A 17,324-nucleotide genomic window follows, 5' to 3' on the forward strand; every position below is an offset into this window, starting at 1 on the left:
TAGCGCCATTATAATTGGATAAGTTGCGTTTAATGGTTTGAGCCATTTTACGTAAACCAGATCACCTGATTGGTGACCCTAATGATCATTATACTTTTTAAAGTGCTCAACATCGATACAGCAGTGGCTAGCTCCTAAAGCTTAATCGCTCTTAACGCTTTATTTTATTTAGCGGCACACAGTTCAATGTTATTGCCGGCAATATCTTTTAAATAGAGTGAACGGCCCATACCTTGCGCGCCATATCTTTCTTCAAATTCACCCACCTCGACCCCTTTACCTTGGAGATAAGATGTTAATTTGTTTTCATCAAATTTTTCTATTTGCAGGCAGAAGTGCTCAAGGTTGTTGCCGGTGGCTTGTGGCGCTTGACCGCCAGCTTTACCTAAGGCGGCATTTACATCAACTATATCGATAAGAGCAGAGCCAGCACGGAGTTGAGTTAAACCGATATCGTCTGGCAATGTGCGCTCTACAACACAACCTAAAACCTCGCAGTAGAAGTTAATAAGCGCCTGATATTGGACTGTGCGTAATACGATATGATCTATTGCTTTGGGTTTAATCATCAATATATCCTTTGCTAAAACTTGCGGCACTGATTGCCTTAGACTCATGTTAGGTTTTTCATGACGCGATAATTTTTCTGGCTTAACATATTATATACTCATTCTCTTTCTTGTTTTTATTTTTTAAATATACTGCTGCTGAAATTAACTTTAGCTTAGTGAAATTGTTTGTTAATGAGATGAGGTAAATCTGAAAAATACTTGGCAAGAAATTTTTAAAAATGCAGTTATCTTTGGGCGTTATGCTGGTGGTCGGTTGAGAGTGGTCTGTTGCGAGTAAAATAGAAAATAACTCCACACATTATATTAATGCATGGAGTGCTTTAATCATAACTTATAGCACTTTCGCGATTGATTGCGCTAAGTAGTCAACGTTGCGATTAGCAATGCCGGCAATACTCATACGGCTTGAACCCACCATATAAATACTGTATTCGTCTTGCAATTGTTGTACTTGCTCAGGGGTTATACCTAAGAAAGAAAACATGCCTTTTTGACGTGGAATAAAGCTAAAGTCGCGCGTTACGCCATTTTCAATCAGTTTATCTACTAGTAACTGGCGATTGCCGTTAATGCGGTCACGCATTTCTTGTAGTTCACTGTGCCATTGGGCGCGTAACTCGTCTGAATGCAGAATAGTTTCTACTAAAGCCGCACCATGTGCTGGCGGCATTGAATAAATACAACGCACCACACTGAGTAATACTGAATTAGCAATATCAACACTGTGTGAGCTTTCACCAATAATAGAACAAGCGCCAATACGTTCACGATACAAACCAAAGTTTTTTGAACATGAGCTACAAACGATCATTTCTTTAACGCTATCAGCCATTAATCGTAGACCGTAAGCGTCTTCGTCTAAGCCTTCACCAAAACCTTGGTAAGCCATATCAATCAGTGGTAAAAAGCCAATATCTTTTGCCACTTCAACAATTTGTTGCCATTGCTCGTTGCTTAAGTCCATACCACTTGGGTTATGACAACAAGCATGTAGTAATACCGTATCATCAGCTTTAACTTCTTTTAATGCCGCTAGCATGCCATCAAAATCAAGGGTTTTGTTTTCATAGTCATAATAGGGATAAGTTTTAACATTTAACCCTGCGGCTTGAAATACACCGGTATGATTCGCCCATGTTGGGTTACTTACCCAAATAGTTGCACCTGCTTTACATGAATTAATAAATTCAGCCGCTACACGTAATGCCCCTGTGCCACCCGGAGTAGAAATGGTACGCGCACGATTTTCTAGCAACACTTTATGATGACCAAAAATTAATTTAGCCATTTCTTCGTTAAAAAGTGCTGAACCTGTTGGACCAATATAAACCTTGGTATCTTCAGTATCGAGGCGATGTTTTTCAGCGGCTTTTACACATTGTAAAACTGCCGTGTGGCCGGCTTCATTTTTGTAAACGCCAACACCTAAGTCAATTTTTTTAGGATTTGAATCTTCACGATATTTAGCCAACAAGCCTAAAATAGGATCGGCAGGCAACGCTGATAAGCGACCAAACATTTTGGGTGTACCTTTTACAAGAGAGGGAGCTGAGCGGTTGAACTCCGAGCTTGGAGTTGTGGCATTAATCCCTGTTATTAAAGCGCTAGCATAACGGCTATCAGGCGAAAATTAAAGCATAAAGATTAAAAATTTCCACCCTAAATAGCCGAAAAAAGTCTAGTTGATAACAGATAGTTATCGCTGATTAATTAATAAACAAATATAGCTAGGGGATTGAATCGGCTGTGATTACGGCAAGATTTTAGCTGTCTATTTATTGGTTTAGCTTTAAACGCTAGACGAGCTAAACTTTCATATAATGAAAGTTTTAGTGACTTTATTAGTAACTTTATGAGTTACTTTTTTAACTTAGTAATTAAGCTATGTCATTAGCGACATTAACTTCTTGACTAAACGGGTGAATGAGCTTGCAAGCGACCTGAGTAATAAATCAGCCGGTTAGAGCAAAGTAGTCAGTAACAATTATGTGGTTACTGACTGCTGATGAGCAAAGCAGATGCTTTAGAACTTGGTTGCTATGGCGGCAATAAAGCCAATAATACCACCAAATACACCACCCCAAACCACTAGCCAACCTAAGTGCTCTTGGATCATTTTCTGCACAATTTCTTTGACCAGTTGTGGCGTTAATTCATTAAGGCGCTTTTCAATAATATCGCTTACCTTATCGCGCATGCCTGCCATGATGCTAGGTTGTTCTAACTCTTCCCGAAGAATGGCATTAAAGTCTTCACTTTGGCTAATTTCAATGACCGATGCGCGCATTTTTTCAATAAAGGGCTCTCGCATAGGTTGTAGTGCTTCAGTGCCACCTACCATAGCTAACATGCCACCAAAAGAAGACTGTTCGATAACGATGACTAAATTATCAAAGGCCGGTGATAAATCGACTTTATTAATAACGGGAGCAAGATTAATGGCTGTGGCCGGGTTGTCGTTACCGGCTAAAAAACGGTCAATGTTTTCTTCAGTAAAAAATTGCTCCATCATTAAAGCGCGAATAGAAATTTTAAAGTCTTCAAAGCGCGCGGGAATAACCCCTGAGCCGTACAAAAAAGGCACACGTTCGAACAACATGTGTATAGCAAGCCAATTGGTTATTGCACCAGACAAGGCAAATAAACCTATGGTAAAAATAATATTGTTGCTGACAATATAGCCAATAATAATAGCGATTAAGGCTAAAAAGTTGGTGATAAAACTTTTATTCACAAAAACTCCGTCAATGTTAAGGTCAGTTATAACGATTTGATTAATTAAGTGGGCTACTTATAAATTTTATAACACAGCCATTTTTTATTTTAACCCTTTTAAATGGGGAAATCATGAATCCTCTGGCTATTGCTCATTTTGCTATATGGTATCAATTGCCTGCTGTTGCGCCAATAATTCATTTATTTGATATTACTTTTGCTAAAAACTGGCGGTAAATTTTATCTTTTGGTTTGCAATTCCTGGTGAAATATTAAACAATCAATCACATAATTAGATAACGTTATCTAATGTTAGATAAAAAATGAAAAAGGGATTTCATGAAATTTTGTAAGCTGTTTTTAAGCCCGCTGATAATTTTTTACCGCTTAACGTTGTCGTTAAGTCTCATTATATTAAGCACCCTAATATTAAGTACCACAATACAGGCCAAACAAGAGATTAAAGAAAACACAATAACACCCGTCGCTGGCCAACAGACTAATAATCAAGATGAATGGCGCACAGTCGCTATTGAAAATATGGTGTTGTTAAGCTTACCTTACGGTGAAGTCGTGATTGAGTTAGCGCCACAATTCTCGCCAAGGCATGTTGAACAATTTACGCGTTTAACCCAGGCTGGGCATTACGATGGCAACAAGTTTTATCGGGTTATTGATGGTTTTGTTGCTCAGGCTGGCCCCGAGGAAAACAGCAGCCTTGATAGCTCAGTACCTTTGTTAGCACTTGAAGGCGAATGGCCAACCGATAAAAATTGGCGGTTTACCTTAGTGCAAAACAAGGATTTATTTGCCGAGCAAACTGGCTTTAAAGACGGCTTTGCGCTGGCTCATAACCCTAGCGAAGATACTGCTTGGTTAACGCATTGTCCGGGCATTATTGCCATGGCACGTGGTAACGATGCCAATTCAGGCTCTAGTCATTTTTATATTACTAATGGTCAAGCGCCAAGATATTTAGATCGTATTATGAGCATATTTGGTCGCGTTATTTATGGCATGAATCATATACAAGCGATAACACGCACCGCGACCATAGAGGGTGAAACTGAAGTAGCAAGTGCTGACTATACGCCCATTGTATCGATGCAAATGATGGCAGATGTCCCCGCAGAAAAACAAATTCATTTAGCGGTGAAAAATACCGAAAGTAAATTGTTTGCCGCTAAATTAACTGAGCGTATTAAACGTGACGATGCTTTCTTTTTTAAAAAACCACCCGCGGTACTTGATGTCTGTCAAACGCCAGTATTAACCCGCTTACTCGCTCAATAACGCTACCTTCATTAAAGTACGGCTTCAACGTAGATAAATAGCACGACTGATTATGGTTTTACACTAAGTTTTTATATTATGGTTTTATATTAAGGTTTTATATTAAGGCCTAATACTAAGGCCTAATACTAAGGCTTAGTGTTACCTTGCTTATATTGCTCTTTCGCTTTGCGGCCTTTGCGATAGAGTGCTGGTCGTAATACTCTGCGCAGTGTCGGGAAAAGATAAGACACGGTTGTTAACCAACCACTGGCTCTGGGTAAGGATATTTCAGTTGCTTCACCGCGGGCAATACTAACAATAGCATCGGCAACTTGTTGGGCACTACTCATGGCTTGTGAGAATACTATGTCTTCTACCTGATCTATTTCTGACATAATAAAACCGGTATCAATAGGTCCAGGTGAAACCACGCCAACATAAATCCCTGTCCCTTTTAGCTCATCGGCTAACGAGTAAGTAAATGCTCGCAAGCCTGCTTTTGTTGCCGCGTAAGTTGCCGCGCCCTGCAACGGCGTTCTACCGGCTAGCGAGCCAACATTAACTATTGCACCGCCACCGGCTTTGCGTAAATACGGCAAGATTAAGCACGACAATTGAATCGGCGCACGTAAATTAACATCAACCATTTTGGCTAGATCATTTGCGTGGTTACTTGCTACCTCACCACGTTGATGAAAACCAGCATTGTTGATCAATACATCAACCGAACCAAAGGCCTGCGCTGCTTTTACCAGCAAACTTGCATTGGCGCTGGGGTCGTTAATATCCATGGCAATATTGATGACCGATGTTGTCCTTGCTAGCTCTTCAGTAATTTTATCTAATGCGGTTTGTCCACGAGCCACTAAGACTAAATTCGCCCCTAAGTGGGCAAAAGTTCTTGCCGTTGCAGCGCCCACACCGGCAGAGGCGCCAGTAATGATAACGGTTTTATCTATAAAATTATTATTCATCATGCTCAGTTCTCTTTTTATCGCGACGGCATTGCGGCTTAATTTGTTTGGTGGCATTGATGATGTATGTATTTTGTTACAGACTATTGGCTAAATTTATGCTGAAAATAGTGAAAAAACATCATCAATTTCATAAGATATCAGCATAACAATAAAGGGATTGATAATGAAAATAAAATATCTAGCAGTGGCCATTGTGGCCAGCTTGACGCTTTCGGCTTGTATAGCCACCCAAACTAATCAAAATTCAACAGCACAAAGTGCCGCCGTTGCCACCAATACCAACAAAGTATTCAGTCAAAATTATGTTTTTAAAGAATTAGACAATGGCTTACGCGTGCTGATTGTAAAAACCGATTATCCTGATCTGGTTTCTGTGCAAATTCCAGTTTCAGTTGGCTCTCGTGATGAAGACGAAGTGGGTAAAACCGGCTTTGCACATTTTTTCGAACATATGATGTTCAAAGGCTCAGAAAAATTCCCACAAGCGGTTTATGCTGATTTATTTAAAAATGCCGGTGTTGATAATGGTGCCTACACCACCAACGATTACACTAATTATCATTTAGATTTCTCTAAAGATCACTTAGATAAAGTATTAGAGATCCAAGCAGATCATTTTAAAAACCTAACTTACACCGAAGCACAATTTAAAACTGAAGCATTAACGGTTAAAGGTGAATACTTAAAAAACAATGCCAGCCCTGTGCGTAAATTACTCGCTGCTGTGCGTAAAGAGGCCTTTGACAGCCATACTTATAAACATACTACCATGGGTTTTTTTGAAGACGTAGAAGCTATGCCTGAGCAAGTTGCTTATGGCAAAAAGTTCTTTAAACAGTTTTATAAGCCTGAATATGTTTCGTTAGTGATTGTTGGCGATGTCGAGCCCGCAGCGACTATGGCAATGGTAGAAAAACATTGGGGTAATTGGCAAAGGGGTGATTTTGTTAATGACATTACGCCAGAGCCAAAACAACAAGCCGCGAAATATGTCCATGAAAAATTTGACGGTTTACCGGGCCATTGGTTATTAGTGTCATATAAAGGGGCTGATTGGCAACCCAAGAAAAAAGATCGCGCGGCATTAGATTTAATCTCTGAATTATACTTTTCCAATAACTCAGCCTTGTATCAAGAACTCGTCGTTGACAAGCAGTTGGCCAGCCAAATGTTTAACTACAATCCCGCGACAAAAGATGCCGGTTTACGTCACGTTTTTATTAAAGTGAACGAAGAAAAAGATTTAGCGATTGTGCGTGATGCCATCAATCAAACTTACGCGCAAGCGCGTACTGAATTAGTCTCAACAGAAAAGCTTGATAATTTAAAATCGAACTTAAAATATAGCTTCGTCAATAGCTTAGACTCTTCAGAGTCAATTGCTTCAACCCTAGCAAGCTACATGCACTTTGATCGCGACCCTGAAACGATTAATCACCTTTATAACAGCTTCGATAATATCTCCGCTGACGATATTAAGCGTATCGCTAATAAATATTTTATTGATGATAACCGCACGACTGTTACGTTATCGGCATTAGATAAGGTGACGGGTTTTGAGCAAGAAGTTGATTTAAACGCGGCGGTGGCAAAACGTGAAGTGAAAAAAACGCCAGCGAGTAAAGCACAATTTGCGCTATTAGATAATACCAATGACTCACCATTGATTGATGTTAACTTTTTGTTTTATACCGGTGCCGCGGCTGATCCCGCAGGTAAAAAAGGCGTTGCGGCATTAATGGCAAGTATGTTGACCCAAGGTGGCTCACAAACGCGTAGCTATAAAGAAATACAACAAGGTTTATATCCGTTAGCTGGACAGTTTTCGTCTCAGCTAGATAAAGAAATGATCTCGTTTACGGGTCGTGTGCATAAAGACAATGCACAACCTTGGTATCAATTAATCAGCGACCAATTACTGAACCCAGGCTGGCGCGAAGATGACTTTAAACGTCTGAAAAAAGAGTTAATTGACGGTATTAAATCAGGACTAAAATCGTCTAATGATGAAGAGTTAGGTAAAGAAGTGCTTTATAGCGAACTTTATCAAGGTCACGCTTACGCGCATTATAATAGCGGCGACTTATCTGATTTAGCAGCGATTACCCTTGATGATGTGCAGGCTTTTTATCACGCACAACTTACGCAGGCTAAATTGCATGTGGGTATAACGGGCGCACTGCCACGTGATTTAAAAGCCCAATTATTGAGTGATTTTGCAACCTTACCTGTGGGTGATGAAAAACGCTTAAGCATTGCAAAAGCACCGGTGTTAAAAGGTCATCATGCGACCATAGTTGAAAAAAATGCGCAATCAACCGCGGTTTCATTCGGTTTTCCAATCGATACTATGCGTAACGATACAGATTGGGCCGCGCTATGGTTAGTGCGTTCATACTTTGGTGAACACAGAAGCTCAAATAGCTACTTGTATCAACAAATACGCCAAGCACGTGGTATGAACTACGGTGATTATTCATATATCGAATATTTCCCGCGTGGCATGTATCAAACTAAGCCAGATGCAAACTTAGGCCGTTCTAGTCAAATTTTTCAAGTATGGCTGCGACCATTACGTTCAAATAATGACGCCCATTTTGCGACCCGGGCCGCGTTATACGAATTAGACAAGCTAATTGAAAAGGGGATGAGCGAAAAAGACTTTCAAGCAACGCGTAATTATTTAACTAACTATGCGCCACAACTAGTAGCGAGCCAAGATCAGCAACTAGGTTACGCCCTTGATAGTGAGTTTTATCAAACTGAAGAATTTGTTAATTATGTACGTGGGCAATTTGCTAAATTATCCTTAGCCGATGTCAATCGAGTGATTAAAGAAAACTTACAAACTGATAATATTCACTATGTCTTTATTTCAGGTGACGGCGAAGACATGAAAAAACGCTTGTTGTCAGAGCAAGTTTCATCATTGAAATATAACGCTGAAAAACCAGCTGAGTTATTAGCCAGCGATAAAATTATCGAAAGCTATAAACTCAAGTTACCGAGTGAAAATGTTGAAGTGATCGCTGTTGATGCGGTATTTCAATAGGGCTATGTAAGGTATAAAGCTAACTTTATACCTCTATTTTATACGCCTACTTTGAACGTTAACATCATCCGTTATTTGTTTAAATAAAACATCACGCTAGCCGTGGTGTTTTTATATTCAGGCCGCTCTCAAACCTCCCGTTTTTAAAAGTATTCGGGCAGCTCGGTCATCACTCCAGCATTACGCTAATAAGCCACATTTTGTAATAGTAGACACTGCGATTAAAAGAGTTAAGCTTTAACATGTTATTTATGCTGGTAAAATTGATACAATCACTGAAGTTAAAGTCACGCTTGTTCATCTGCCATTCATTTTCCCTTGGTATGATAAAACAAGTTATTTCAAATCATATTATTCTCCTTAAGGTCGTATTTATGCAATTCAAAAAATCTATCATCAGTTTAGTGGTTCTTTCGTTAGCGTTTAGTGGTTGTGCAAGCACCAACAAAGAAAAAGGTGCCGCTATTGGCGCTATTACTGGCGCTATTATCGGCAAGTCGACCAGTAACCATAAGAATAAACGTGTTATTTGGGGCGCTGCCATTGGTGCACTTGCAGGCGTGGCTATTGGCGATTATATGGATAAACAAGAGCAAGAATTTCGTGACGAATTATCCGGCTCAGGTATTGAAGTGGTGCGCGAAGGTGATAACTTACGTTTAATTATGCCGGCCAATATCACTTTTTCCACTGGCCAAGCTTATATTACTTCTGGCTTTTACAGCACGCTAGACGATATCGCACGGGTATTAAATAAATATGAGAAAACCTTATTGAGCATTGAAGGCCATACAGATAGCCAAGGTGCAGCAGAGTTTAATCAAAACTTATCTGAGCAACGTGCCGGCAGTGTTAAGCAATATCTAACCAATCAAGATATTGTTGCTAGTCGTTTAAAAACCATAGGCTATGGTGAATCTCGAGCCGTGGCTGATAACATGAACGCAAATGGCCGCGCACTTAATCGCCGGGTTGAAATTCAAATCATTCCAAAGCAAACCTAGTCCAAACCATTAGAACAAACCATTAGACCAAATCATTAAAAAAAAGTAAGGCAAAATACCGCGTAACCTCGCGGTATTTTTCATTTTAAAGCTATAGAAAACTTGATACTTTAGTGCCCTTTGGCTTCATCAACAATACCTTACTGTTCATAGACTAGGTTGTTATCAAACAATAATTATATTCAATGGCTTCATAAGTTAAGCTGATGGGTATCACTAGCCTAGCCAGGTATTTCACGATATTATGACGGGTAAATGAGTGTTTTATTTTTTGCATTTTGTGCAGCTAAGCGCTCTTCATCGCCAGTTATTGAAACGATAGTACAAGTTATGAAAACAAAATTAATCACCCGAGCGGGTTATGTTTTATTACAGCAAGAGTTAAATAAACTGTGGCGTGAAGACCGTCCTGAAACCACTCGTAAAGTATCGTGGGCGGCAAGTTTAGGTGATCGCAGTGAAAATGCTGACTACCAGTACAACAAAAAACGCCTGCGTGAAATAGACCGCCGTGTGCGCTATCTTCGCAAAATACTTGAAGAGCTAAAAATTGTTGATTACGGACCACAGCAAGAAGGTAAAGTATTTTTTGGCGCTTGGGTCAGTTTAAACAATGACGATGATGAAACGCTAAGGTTTCGTATTGTCGGCCCAGAAGAGATCTATGGCCGCAACGATTTTTCTTCAATCGACTCACCTATTTCACGCGCTTGCTTAAAAAAATCCGTTGATGACGAGGTGGTAGTGAAAACGCCAACAGGTGAAAAAATTTGGTACATTAGTGATATTCAATATGAGCAATCATAGGGACAAATAATTCACTAGTTTAGTACTAAATACATAGTGGTTAAGTCACTCAATTTAGGGACGCGAGCTTAGCTTTCAAAGTATTATTGCATGTCATGCTAGGAGATTAGCCGTAGCCGAAGATAAATTCTGTAAAACTAAGCAATAAACTCAGTAATAAGCTCAGTAACTTTCCCGTATGGCTTGGTTAATCAAAGGAGGAAGAGCCATTGTTTCTTGATTAATAAAAATTTAAAAATCACCTTATAGATAAAAAAAGCCAAATCCGTTGGCTGGCTTTAAGCCCTACTGCTGCTACTCAAATGGCATAAGTAATGTTTTCATGGCGGGTCGAAGTGCTATTAATACGGTTTCTTCCGTGAGCTCTGGGTAAAGAACTTTTCTTAGTAATAACCCGGCCATCACCGAAAAAATAACATTTATACGGCTTTCAAGTTCTTGTTCAGAATGATCTTTTAACAGGCTTCTTTCACTGGTTAATAGTTGCCTCATGCGATTTCTTGCTTGTGCATCTGCGTCGCGCAATAGCGTTGCGACTTTATGGTTTCTGCCCGCTTCAGCCATCATATCTAAATCAACAACGCATGAACCGGTATCCATGTGCCTTTGCACACCAATATTTAAGCCATCTAACAGTGCGGTTAACACATCACTGGGATGGTCTTCAAACTGCTGAAAGATAGAGAACATTTCTTCCATATCTTTTTCAATAATGCTCTCTATAATAGCTTCTTTACTATCGAAATAATTATAAATATGCCCCGCACTCATTCCCGCTGTGCGAGATATTTCAGCCATGCCTGCACCGTGATAACCTTTACGGCGGAAACAATCGGCTGCAGCGCTAAGCACTTGTTCTCTGCGTGCTTGAGCAAGCGCAGGGTCTGTATGTCTTTTGGTTTTCATACGAAACTCCATTACCGGACTACCGGTACGAAAATAGTGTTAAATTAAGCGTTTTTATATTTCAAAAATGAATTTACCACTGGGTTTTATCAGGGTACATAGTAATTATGTACCCTGATAAAGTTACTCAGGTTGACCAGTTTTAGCACTTTGTTCCCAGCCACCGCCAACGACTTTGTACAAGTTAATTTGACTAGCAAGTAAAGCTTGTTGACCAACAATATTTTGCTGTTGAGCGCTGTACCAGGTTCTTTGTGCATCAAGTACTTGTAGGTAACTATCAACGCCATTGTCGTAACGAGCTTGAGATAAATCAAAGGTTGATTGACGACTTTGTAGCAACATATCAAGTGCGGTTAATTGCGCTTGATAACCTTCTCTATCGGCCAGTGTATCAGCCACCTCACGAAACGCTTGCTGAATTTTTTGCTGATAAGTCACCAAGGCAATTTCTTGCTCGGCTTTAGCAACATCTAACCCCGCTTGGTTACGACCCATATTAAAAATAGGTAAGCTAATCGAAGGTACAAAACTCCAAGAGCCAGAGCCTGAATCAAATAAGCTGTTTAAATCACTTGAAGCAGAGCCAGCATTTGCCGTTAAGCTAATACTTGGATAAAAGGCGGCACGCGCAATACCAATATTGGCATTTGCTGCTAATAATTGATGTTCTGCGGCTTTAATGTCTGGGCGCTGTGTTAATAAATCAGACGGTAGGCCAACCGGTATTTCTGGTAGGGTAAGTAATGAATGTAGTGACTTACTTGGCAGAGAATCACTCGCGACTGTTTTACCTACGAGTAAATCTAAGGCATTTTTATCTCGTTTTAATAAACGCTGATATTTTGCGATATCAACTTTTGCGGTAGCGACGGTACTTTTAAGTTGCTCAAGCGTAATTTTTGAGGCTGCACCTAAATCAAAGCTTTTTTGTGTCAGCGACAGAGACTCTTGCTGAGAAGTCAAGGTTTCTCTAGAAAGCGTTAATAATTGCTGATCGGCAGCATAGTTAAGCCAGGCATTAGCCAGTTCAGCCACTAACGACACTTGCGTGCTGTATTGGCTAAGCTCCGTAGAATATAAGGTTTGTAAGGCTTGTGCTGATTGGTTACGTACCTTACCCCAAATATCAAGCTCGTAGGAGGTTATGCCTACTGTGGCGCCATATTGAGAGCTTATTGTCGCGTTATTTCCTGCTGATAAATCAGCGGGTAAACGTTGGCGAGTACCCGAAGCATTAAAATCTAACGATGGATATAACGCTGAGTCTTCAATTTGATAAAGCCCACGTACACGCTGGACATTAAGCATGGCAATTTGCAGATTTTTATTATGCTCAAGGCTTAGTGTAATTAATGCTTGTAGGCTTTTGTCGTTAAAAAATTCTTGCCATTTTAGTGGCGTAACTTGTGCTTGATATGTACCTGATGCATAAGTATCAGGTACAGGTAGTGCAAGTTTATTTTGCTCAGGTGCTAATTGGCAAGCACTCAAAATAACTAACGTAATGGCACTTAAAGTCAGTGTTTTCAGCTGGCGCTTGTGGAAGTTACCAGCGTTCAAAGAACGATTTTTTAAATTCATTCTGCGCTCTCCTTGATAGAATCGTTAACTTTACCAGGGAAGATACGACGCACTAAGACAAAGAACATCGGGACAAATACCACCACCAAAATTGATGAGGCAAGTGTGCCGCCGATAATTGAAATACCTAAGGCGTTTTGCGCACCTGAGCCAGCGCTTGACGCAATAGCTAGTGGTAAAACACCACAAATAAAGGCCATCGATGTCATCAAGATAGGACGTAAACGAAGGCGTACTGCGGCGACAGCGGCATCAACTAGGCTTAAGCCCTCATCCATTTTATGAATGGCAAATTCAACAATTAATACCGCATTTTTAGAGGCTAAACCTATGGTAGTCAACAAGCCTACTTGTAAGTAAATATCGTTTGATAAACCGCCGAAAAAAGCCGCCATAATTGCACCAAATATACCCAAAGGCACAATTAACATGATAGCGAATGGAACCGACCAGCTTTCATATAATGCCGCTAAACATAAAAATACAAACAGTAATGAAAGACCATAAAGTAAAGGAGCTTGTCCACTACTTGAACGCTCTTGGAACGAGATACCTGTCCACTCAGATGCAATACCATTTGGCAGCTGTTTAACTAAACGCTCCATTTCATCCATTGCTTGACCCGTACTGTAGCCGGGCGCTGCACTACCTTGAATTTCCATTGCTGAAAAACCATTATAACGCTCTAAACGTGGTGAGCCGTAGGTCCAGTAAGTGCTAGAAAACGCCGAGAAAGGCACCATGTCACCATTATTGTTACGTACATACCATTTATTTAAATCTTCTGGCACCATACGAGATTTTGCATCACCTTGCATATACACTTTTTTCACGCGACCACGGTCAATAAAGTCATTTACATAACTACTACCCCATGCTGTTGAAAGTGTGCTGTTAATATTACTTTGCGAAACGCCAAGTGCTTCAGCTTTCGCTAAATCAGTATCAAGTTGTAACTCTGGCATGTCTTCTTGGCCGTTAGGACGAACACCCGCTAATATTGGGCTTTGACTTGCCAAGCCTAATAACTGATTTCGAGCGGCTAGCAGCGCGTCATGGCCAAGACCAACACGGTCTTGCAAAAAGATATTAAAGCCGTTGGCAGTACCTAGTTCCATAATCGCTGGCGGTGGGAAAGCAAAGACAAAGGCTTCTTTTATCGTAGAAAAATATCCCATCGCTTTACCCGCAACACCTTGTACCGATAAATCGTCACGTTGGCGTTCATCCCAATGCTTAAGATTAACAAAGGCAATCGCTGAGTTTTGCCCTGAACCGGCGAAACTAAAACCTGTTACCGTGAAAATACCATTAACGGCTTCAGATTGGTCGTTCAAGAAGTGATCTTCTACTTTCTTAACTACCTCTAACGTTTGTTGTGTTGTAGAGCCTGCGGGTAATGAAACTTGGTTGAACAAAATACCTTGGTCTTCATCAGGTAAAAATGCAGTCGGTAAGTTTGCAAACACGTAGACCATACCACCAACAATCACAGCATAAATAAGCAAGTAACGTTTAGATTTTTGGATCATTCGGCTAACAAAGCCTTGCGCACCGGCGTTAGTTTTATCAAAACCACGGTTAAAGCCAGAGAAAAATTTACCGATTAGTGAGCTGTTGTCGTGTACATGACTTGGTTTTAATAACGAGGCACACAGTGCCGGCGTTAAAATAAGTGCAACTAATACCGAAAGCCCCATCGCAGAGACTAGCGTAATTGAAAATTGACGATAAATAATACCGGTAGAACCACTAAAAAATGCCATCGGAATAAATACCGCTGAAAGCACCATAGCGATACCGACTAAGGCACCTTTTATTTCATCCATTGATTTACGTGTTGCTTCAACCGCCGATAGTTTTTCTTCGGTCATCAATCGTTCTACGTTCTCTACCACGACGATGGCGTCATCAACTAATAAACCGATAGCCAATACCATCGCGAACATGGTCATCGTATTTATTGAATAGCCAAAAGTATATAGAATACCGAACGTACCAAGCAGCACCACAGGTACCGCAATGGTTGGAATGAGTGTCGCCCGGAAGTTTTGTAAAAATAGATACATGACAATAAATACTAAAACAACGGCTTCAATTAAAGTGTGAATGACTTTTTCTATTGATAAAGAAATAAATGGTGTTGTGTCGTAAGGAACAACGGCTTCTAATCCTTCCGGAAAGAATTGTTCAAGCTCATTTATGGCGGCTTTAACACCATCAGCCGTATCAAGTGCGTTGGCGCCACTGGCGAGTTTAATACCTAGACCTGATGCAGGTTGACCATCATAACGGGCAACTACACGGTAGCTTTCACCACCGAGTTCGACACTCGCTACGTCTTTAAGGCGCACAACAGAGCCATCGCTACTGGTTTTAACTAAGATTTCTTCAAATTGTGCCGGTGTTTGTAATCGACTTTGTGCGGTTACTGTTGCATTGAGTTGTTGGCCAGCAATAGCGGGCATGCCACCTAATTGACCTGCTGATACTTGAGCATTTTGCTCTGATATAGAGGCACTAATATCGGTTGGTGTCAGTTTATAGCTTTCAAGTTTTGCTGGGTCTAACCAAATGCGCATGGCATATTGAGAGCCAAACAATTGCACTTCACCTACACCTTCTACGCGCGAGACAATATCTTGCACATTCGATGAAACATAATCACCAATATCAATATTGCTCATGCTGCCATCTTTCGAGACGAAAGCGTAAACCATTAAAAAGTTTCGAGCGGATTTAGCAACGACAACACCTTGTCTTTGCACTGCTTCTGGTAGCAATGGTGTTGCGGTTGCCAATTTATTTTGCACCTGAACCTGAGCAATATCAGGGTCAGTGTCGGCACTAAATGAAAGCGTTAATGTAGCAGAGCCACTAGACTCAGACGTTGACGACATATAAAGCAAGCCATCAAGCCCTTTCATTTTCTGCTCAATAACTTGTGTTACTGTATCTTCAAGCGTACGTGCTGAGGCGCCCGGGTAAGTTGCTGTAATACTAACAGCAGGTGGCGCGATCGATGGATACTGTGCGATAGGCAAATTTTGAATAGCTAAAATACCCGCAAGCATCACCACGATAGCAAGTACCCATGCAAATATAGGTCTATCAATAAAAAATCGTGACATTACAATGCTCCGTTATTGCGCTTTATTTACAGAAGATGCTGCAGCAGATGAACCAGCTTCAGATGGTGCCACTGGGGCACCGGGACGAATTTTTTGCAAACCTTCAACAATTAATTGGTCGCCATCAGCCAATCCACTTGTTACTAACCAATTTGAACCCACTGTTCTATCAACAGCTAAAATACGGCTTTCAACTTTATTGTCTTTACTGACCACCATTGCTGTTGGCTCGCCTTTACTATTTCGACTTACACCGCGCTGTGGCACTAATATCGCATTGGCTTTTACGCCTTCAACAATAGAAGCGCGGGCATACATGCCTGGCAACAATAATTTGTCAGGATTTGGAAATTTAGCGCGCAGCGTTACCGAGCCAGTGCTTGGGTCTACGGTTACTTCAGAGAACTGTAATATGCCTTTATGAGAATAAATTGAACCATCCTCCATGAAGAGTTCGACATCTGTTTGAGTCGTTGAGTCAACCGTCAAAGCACCTGAGGCTATCGCTTTTTTAAGCTTGGTTAATTCATTGCTTGATTGCGTTAAATCGACATAGATTGGGTCAAGCTGTGTCACTGTTGCAAGCGCAGTGGTTTGATTGGCACTGACTAAAGCACCGACAGTGACACTCGACTTACTGATTTGTCCGCTAATGGGTGACGAGACATGGCTATAATCAAGATTAATTTGCGCACTTTGTTGCTGTGCTTTAGCGGTTAGTAATTCAGCTTCCGCTTGTTTGTATGACGCATCTGCTGCATCAAAGTCTTGCTGACTTACGGCTTTAATTTTTAATAGCTCGCTATAGCGTGAAGCTTTAGCTTTACTGCTTGCAATGCTGGCTTGCGCTTTTGCAACCGCGGCTTCGCTAGCCGCTAGTTCAGCTTTAAATGTGGCAGGATTAATCTGATAAAGCGCTTGGCCTCGCTCCACTCGCTTGCCTTCAGTAAATAAACGCGATTGCAGGATACCACTTACCTGTGGACGAATATCAGCGATTTGAAAGGCACTAATGCGACCAGGTAATTCTTTTTTGAGCGTTAGCGCTTGGCTTTTTAATGTCACAACGCCGACAGGCACAGCTTTAGGCGCTGAAGCTTGTGACTGTTCGGCTGCGATATCACAACCTGTTAAAGCAACGATACCGACGAGGGTTGATAATACGAATAAAGCGATGCGGGAACGCTGCATGTTAAATACCTTTTTAATCTAGAGTGAACGATCATTCTAGATTAAAGTACTTTAACAATAAACCTTAATTAACTGAATTTACAAAAGATTACATAGGGTTACACTTACAA

12 protein-coding genes are annotated in these 17,324 nt (G+C 40.7%); 4 read left to right on the forward strand and 8 right to left on the reverse strand.

Annotated elements, in window-relative coordinates; genetic code table 11:
* Window positions 1–164: 164 nt before the first annotated feature.
* The 3 genes from H4J59_RS03710 to H4J59_RS03720 all read right to left on the reverse strand — a co-directional run bounded on the left by H4J59_RS03710 (window position 165) and on the right by H4J59_RS03720 (window position 3,306).
* Window positions 165–569, reverse strand: a complete 405-nt coding sequence (locus tag H4J59_RS03710; protein ID WP_182236907.1) for a VOC family protein — start codon at window positions 567–569, stop codon at window positions 165–167.
* 334 nt (window positions 570–903) lie between these two features.
* Window positions 904–2,091 (reverse strand): amino acid aminotransferase, encoded by a 1,188-nt coding sequence (locus H4J59_RS03715; RefSeq protein WP_182236909.1) that lies wholly within the window; start codon window positions 2,089–2,091, stop codon window positions 904–906.
* Between the two features lie 504 nt (window positions 2,092–2,595).
* The gene (locus H4J59_RS03720) at window positions 2,596–3,306 is read right to left on the reverse strand and encodes a DUF445 domain-containing protein (RefSeq protein ID WP_182236910.1); all 711 of its coding nucleotides are present in this window, start codon (window positions 3,304–3,306) and stop codon (window positions 2,596–2,598) included.
* 320 nt (window positions 3,307–3,626) lie between these two features.
* On the opposite strand from H4J59_RS03720, the gene H4J59_RS03725 reads away from it, so the two are divergent.
* Complete coding sequence (locus tag H4J59_RS03725; RefSeq protein ID WP_182236912.1) at window positions 3,627–4,580, forward strand: peptidylprolyl isomerase; 954 nt, start codon at window positions 3,627–3,629, stop codon at window positions 4,578–4,580.
* A gap of 128 nt (window positions 4,581–4,708) precedes the next feature.
* Here H4J59_RS03725 and H4J59_RS03730 read toward each other — a convergent pair whose 3' ends face one another.
* Window positions 4,709–5,539 (reverse strand): SDR family oxidoreductase, encoded by an 831-nt coding sequence (locus H4J59_RS03730; RefSeq protein WP_259369379.1) that lies wholly within the window; start codon window positions 5,537–5,539, stop codon window positions 4,709–4,711.
* A gap of 163 nt (window positions 5,540–5,702) precedes the next feature.
* On the opposite strand from H4J59_RS03730, the gene H4J59_RS03735 reads away from it, so the two are divergent.
* The 3 genes from H4J59_RS03735 (at window position 5,703) to greB (ending at window position 10,402) form a co-directional block, all read left to right on the forward strand.
* Window positions 5,703–8,591 (forward strand): pitrilysin family protein, encoded by a 2,889-nt coding sequence (locus H4J59_RS03735; RefSeq protein ID WP_182236914.1) that lies wholly within the window; start codon window positions 5,703–5,705, stop codon window positions 8,589–8,591.
* A 374-nt stretch (window positions 8,592–8,965) separates the two neighbouring features.
* On the forward strand, window positions 8,966–9,595 hold the full coding sequence (locus H4J59_RS03740) for an OmpA family protein (RefSeq protein WP_182236916.1): 630 nt from the start codon (window positions 8,966–8,968) through the stop codon (window positions 9,593–9,595).
* Between the two features lie 330 nt (window positions 9,596–9,925).
* Entirely contained in the window at window positions 9,926–10,402 is a 477-nt protein-coding gene (greB, locus tag H4J59_RS03745; RefSeq protein ID WP_182236948.1) for a transcription elongation factor GreB, read from the forward strand.
* A gap of 294 nt (window positions 10,403–10,696) precedes the next feature.
* Here greB and H4J59_RS03750 read toward each other — a convergent pair whose 3' ends face one another.
* The 4 genes from H4J59_RS03750 to H4J59_RS03765 form a co-directional block, all read right to left on the reverse strand.
* Window positions 10,697–11,308, reverse strand: coding sequence for a TetR/AcrR family transcriptional regulator (locus tag H4J59_RS03750; RefSeq protein ID WP_182236918.1), 612 nt, complete (start codon window positions 11,306–11,308; stop codon window positions 10,697–10,699).
* A 123-nt stretch (window positions 11,309–11,431) separates the two neighbouring features.
* Window positions 11,432–12,892: an efflux transporter outer membrane subunit gene (locus H4J59_RS03755; protein ID WP_182236920.1), complete on the reverse strand. Its 1,461-nt coding sequence runs from the start codon at window positions 12,890–12,892 to the stop codon at window positions 11,432–11,434.
* The gene (locus tag H4J59_RS03760) at window positions 12,889–16,023 is read right to left on the reverse strand and encodes an efflux RND transporter permease subunit (RefSeq protein WP_182236922.1); all 3,135 of its coding nucleotides are present in this window, start codon (window positions 16,021–16,023) and stop codon (window positions 12,889–12,891) included. Before H4J59_RS03760 ends, H4J59_RS03755 begins: the two co-directional genes overlap by 4 nt.
* 12 nt (window positions 16,024–16,035) lie before the next feature.
* Complete coding sequence (locus tag H4J59_RS03765; RefSeq protein WP_182236923.1) at window positions 16,036–17,214, reverse strand: efflux RND transporter periplasmic adaptor subunit; 1,179 nt, start codon at window positions 17,212–17,214, stop codon at window positions 16,036–16,038.
* Window positions 17,215–17,324 lie beyond the last annotated feature (110 nt).

This window comes from Colwellia sp. MB02u-10 (assembly GCF_014077185.1).
Taxonomy (GTDB): Bacteria; Pseudomonadota; Gammaproteobacteria; order Enterobacterales; family Alteromonadaceae; genus Cognaticolwellia.

Bases quoted from the DNA above. Each gene is read 5' to 3' on its own strand.
- H4J59_RS03710 (WP_182236907.1), bottom strand. From the start codon at position 569: ATGATTAAACCCAAAGCAATAGATCATATCGTATTACGCACAGTCCAA.
- H4J59_RS03715 (WP_182236909.1), bottom strand. From the start codon at position 2,091: ATGTTTGGTCGCTTATCAGCGTTGCCTGCCGATCCTATTTTAGGCTTG.
- H4J59_RS03725 (WP_182236912.1), top strand. From the start codon at position 3,627: ATGAAATTTTGTAAGCTGTTTTTAAGCCCGCTGATAATTTTTTACCGC.
- H4J59_RS03730 (WP_259369379.1), bottom strand. From the start codon at position 5,539: ATGATGAATAATAATTTTATAGATAAAACCGTTATCATTACTGGCGCC.
- H4J59_RS03735 (WP_182236914.1), top strand. From the start codon at position 5,703: ATGAAAATAAAATATCTAGCAGTGGCCATTGTGGCCAGCTTGACGCTT.
- H4J59_RS03740 (WP_182236916.1), top strand. From the start codon at position 8,966: ATGCAATTCAAAAAATCTATCATCAGTTTAGTGGTTCTTTCGTTAGCG.
- greB (WP_182236948.1), top strand. From the start codon at position 9,926: ATGAAAACAAAATTAATCACCCGAGCGGGTTATGTTTTATTACAGCAA.
- H4J59_RS03750 (WP_182236918.1), bottom strand. From the start codon at position 11,308: ATGAAAACCAAAAGACATACAGACCCTGCGCTTGCTCAAGCACGCAGA.
- H4J59_RS03755 (WP_182236920.1), bottom strand. From the start codon at position 12,892: ATGAATTTAAAAAATCGTTCTTTGAACGCTGGTAACTTCCACAAGCGC.
- H4J59_RS03760 (WP_182236922.1), bottom strand. From the start codon at position 16,023: ATGTCACGATTTTTTATTGATAGACCTATATTTGCATGGGTACTTGCT.
- H4J59_RS03765 (WP_182236923.1), bottom strand. From the start codon at position 17,214: ATGCAGCGTTCCCGCATCGCTTTATTCGTATTATCAACCCTCGTCGGT.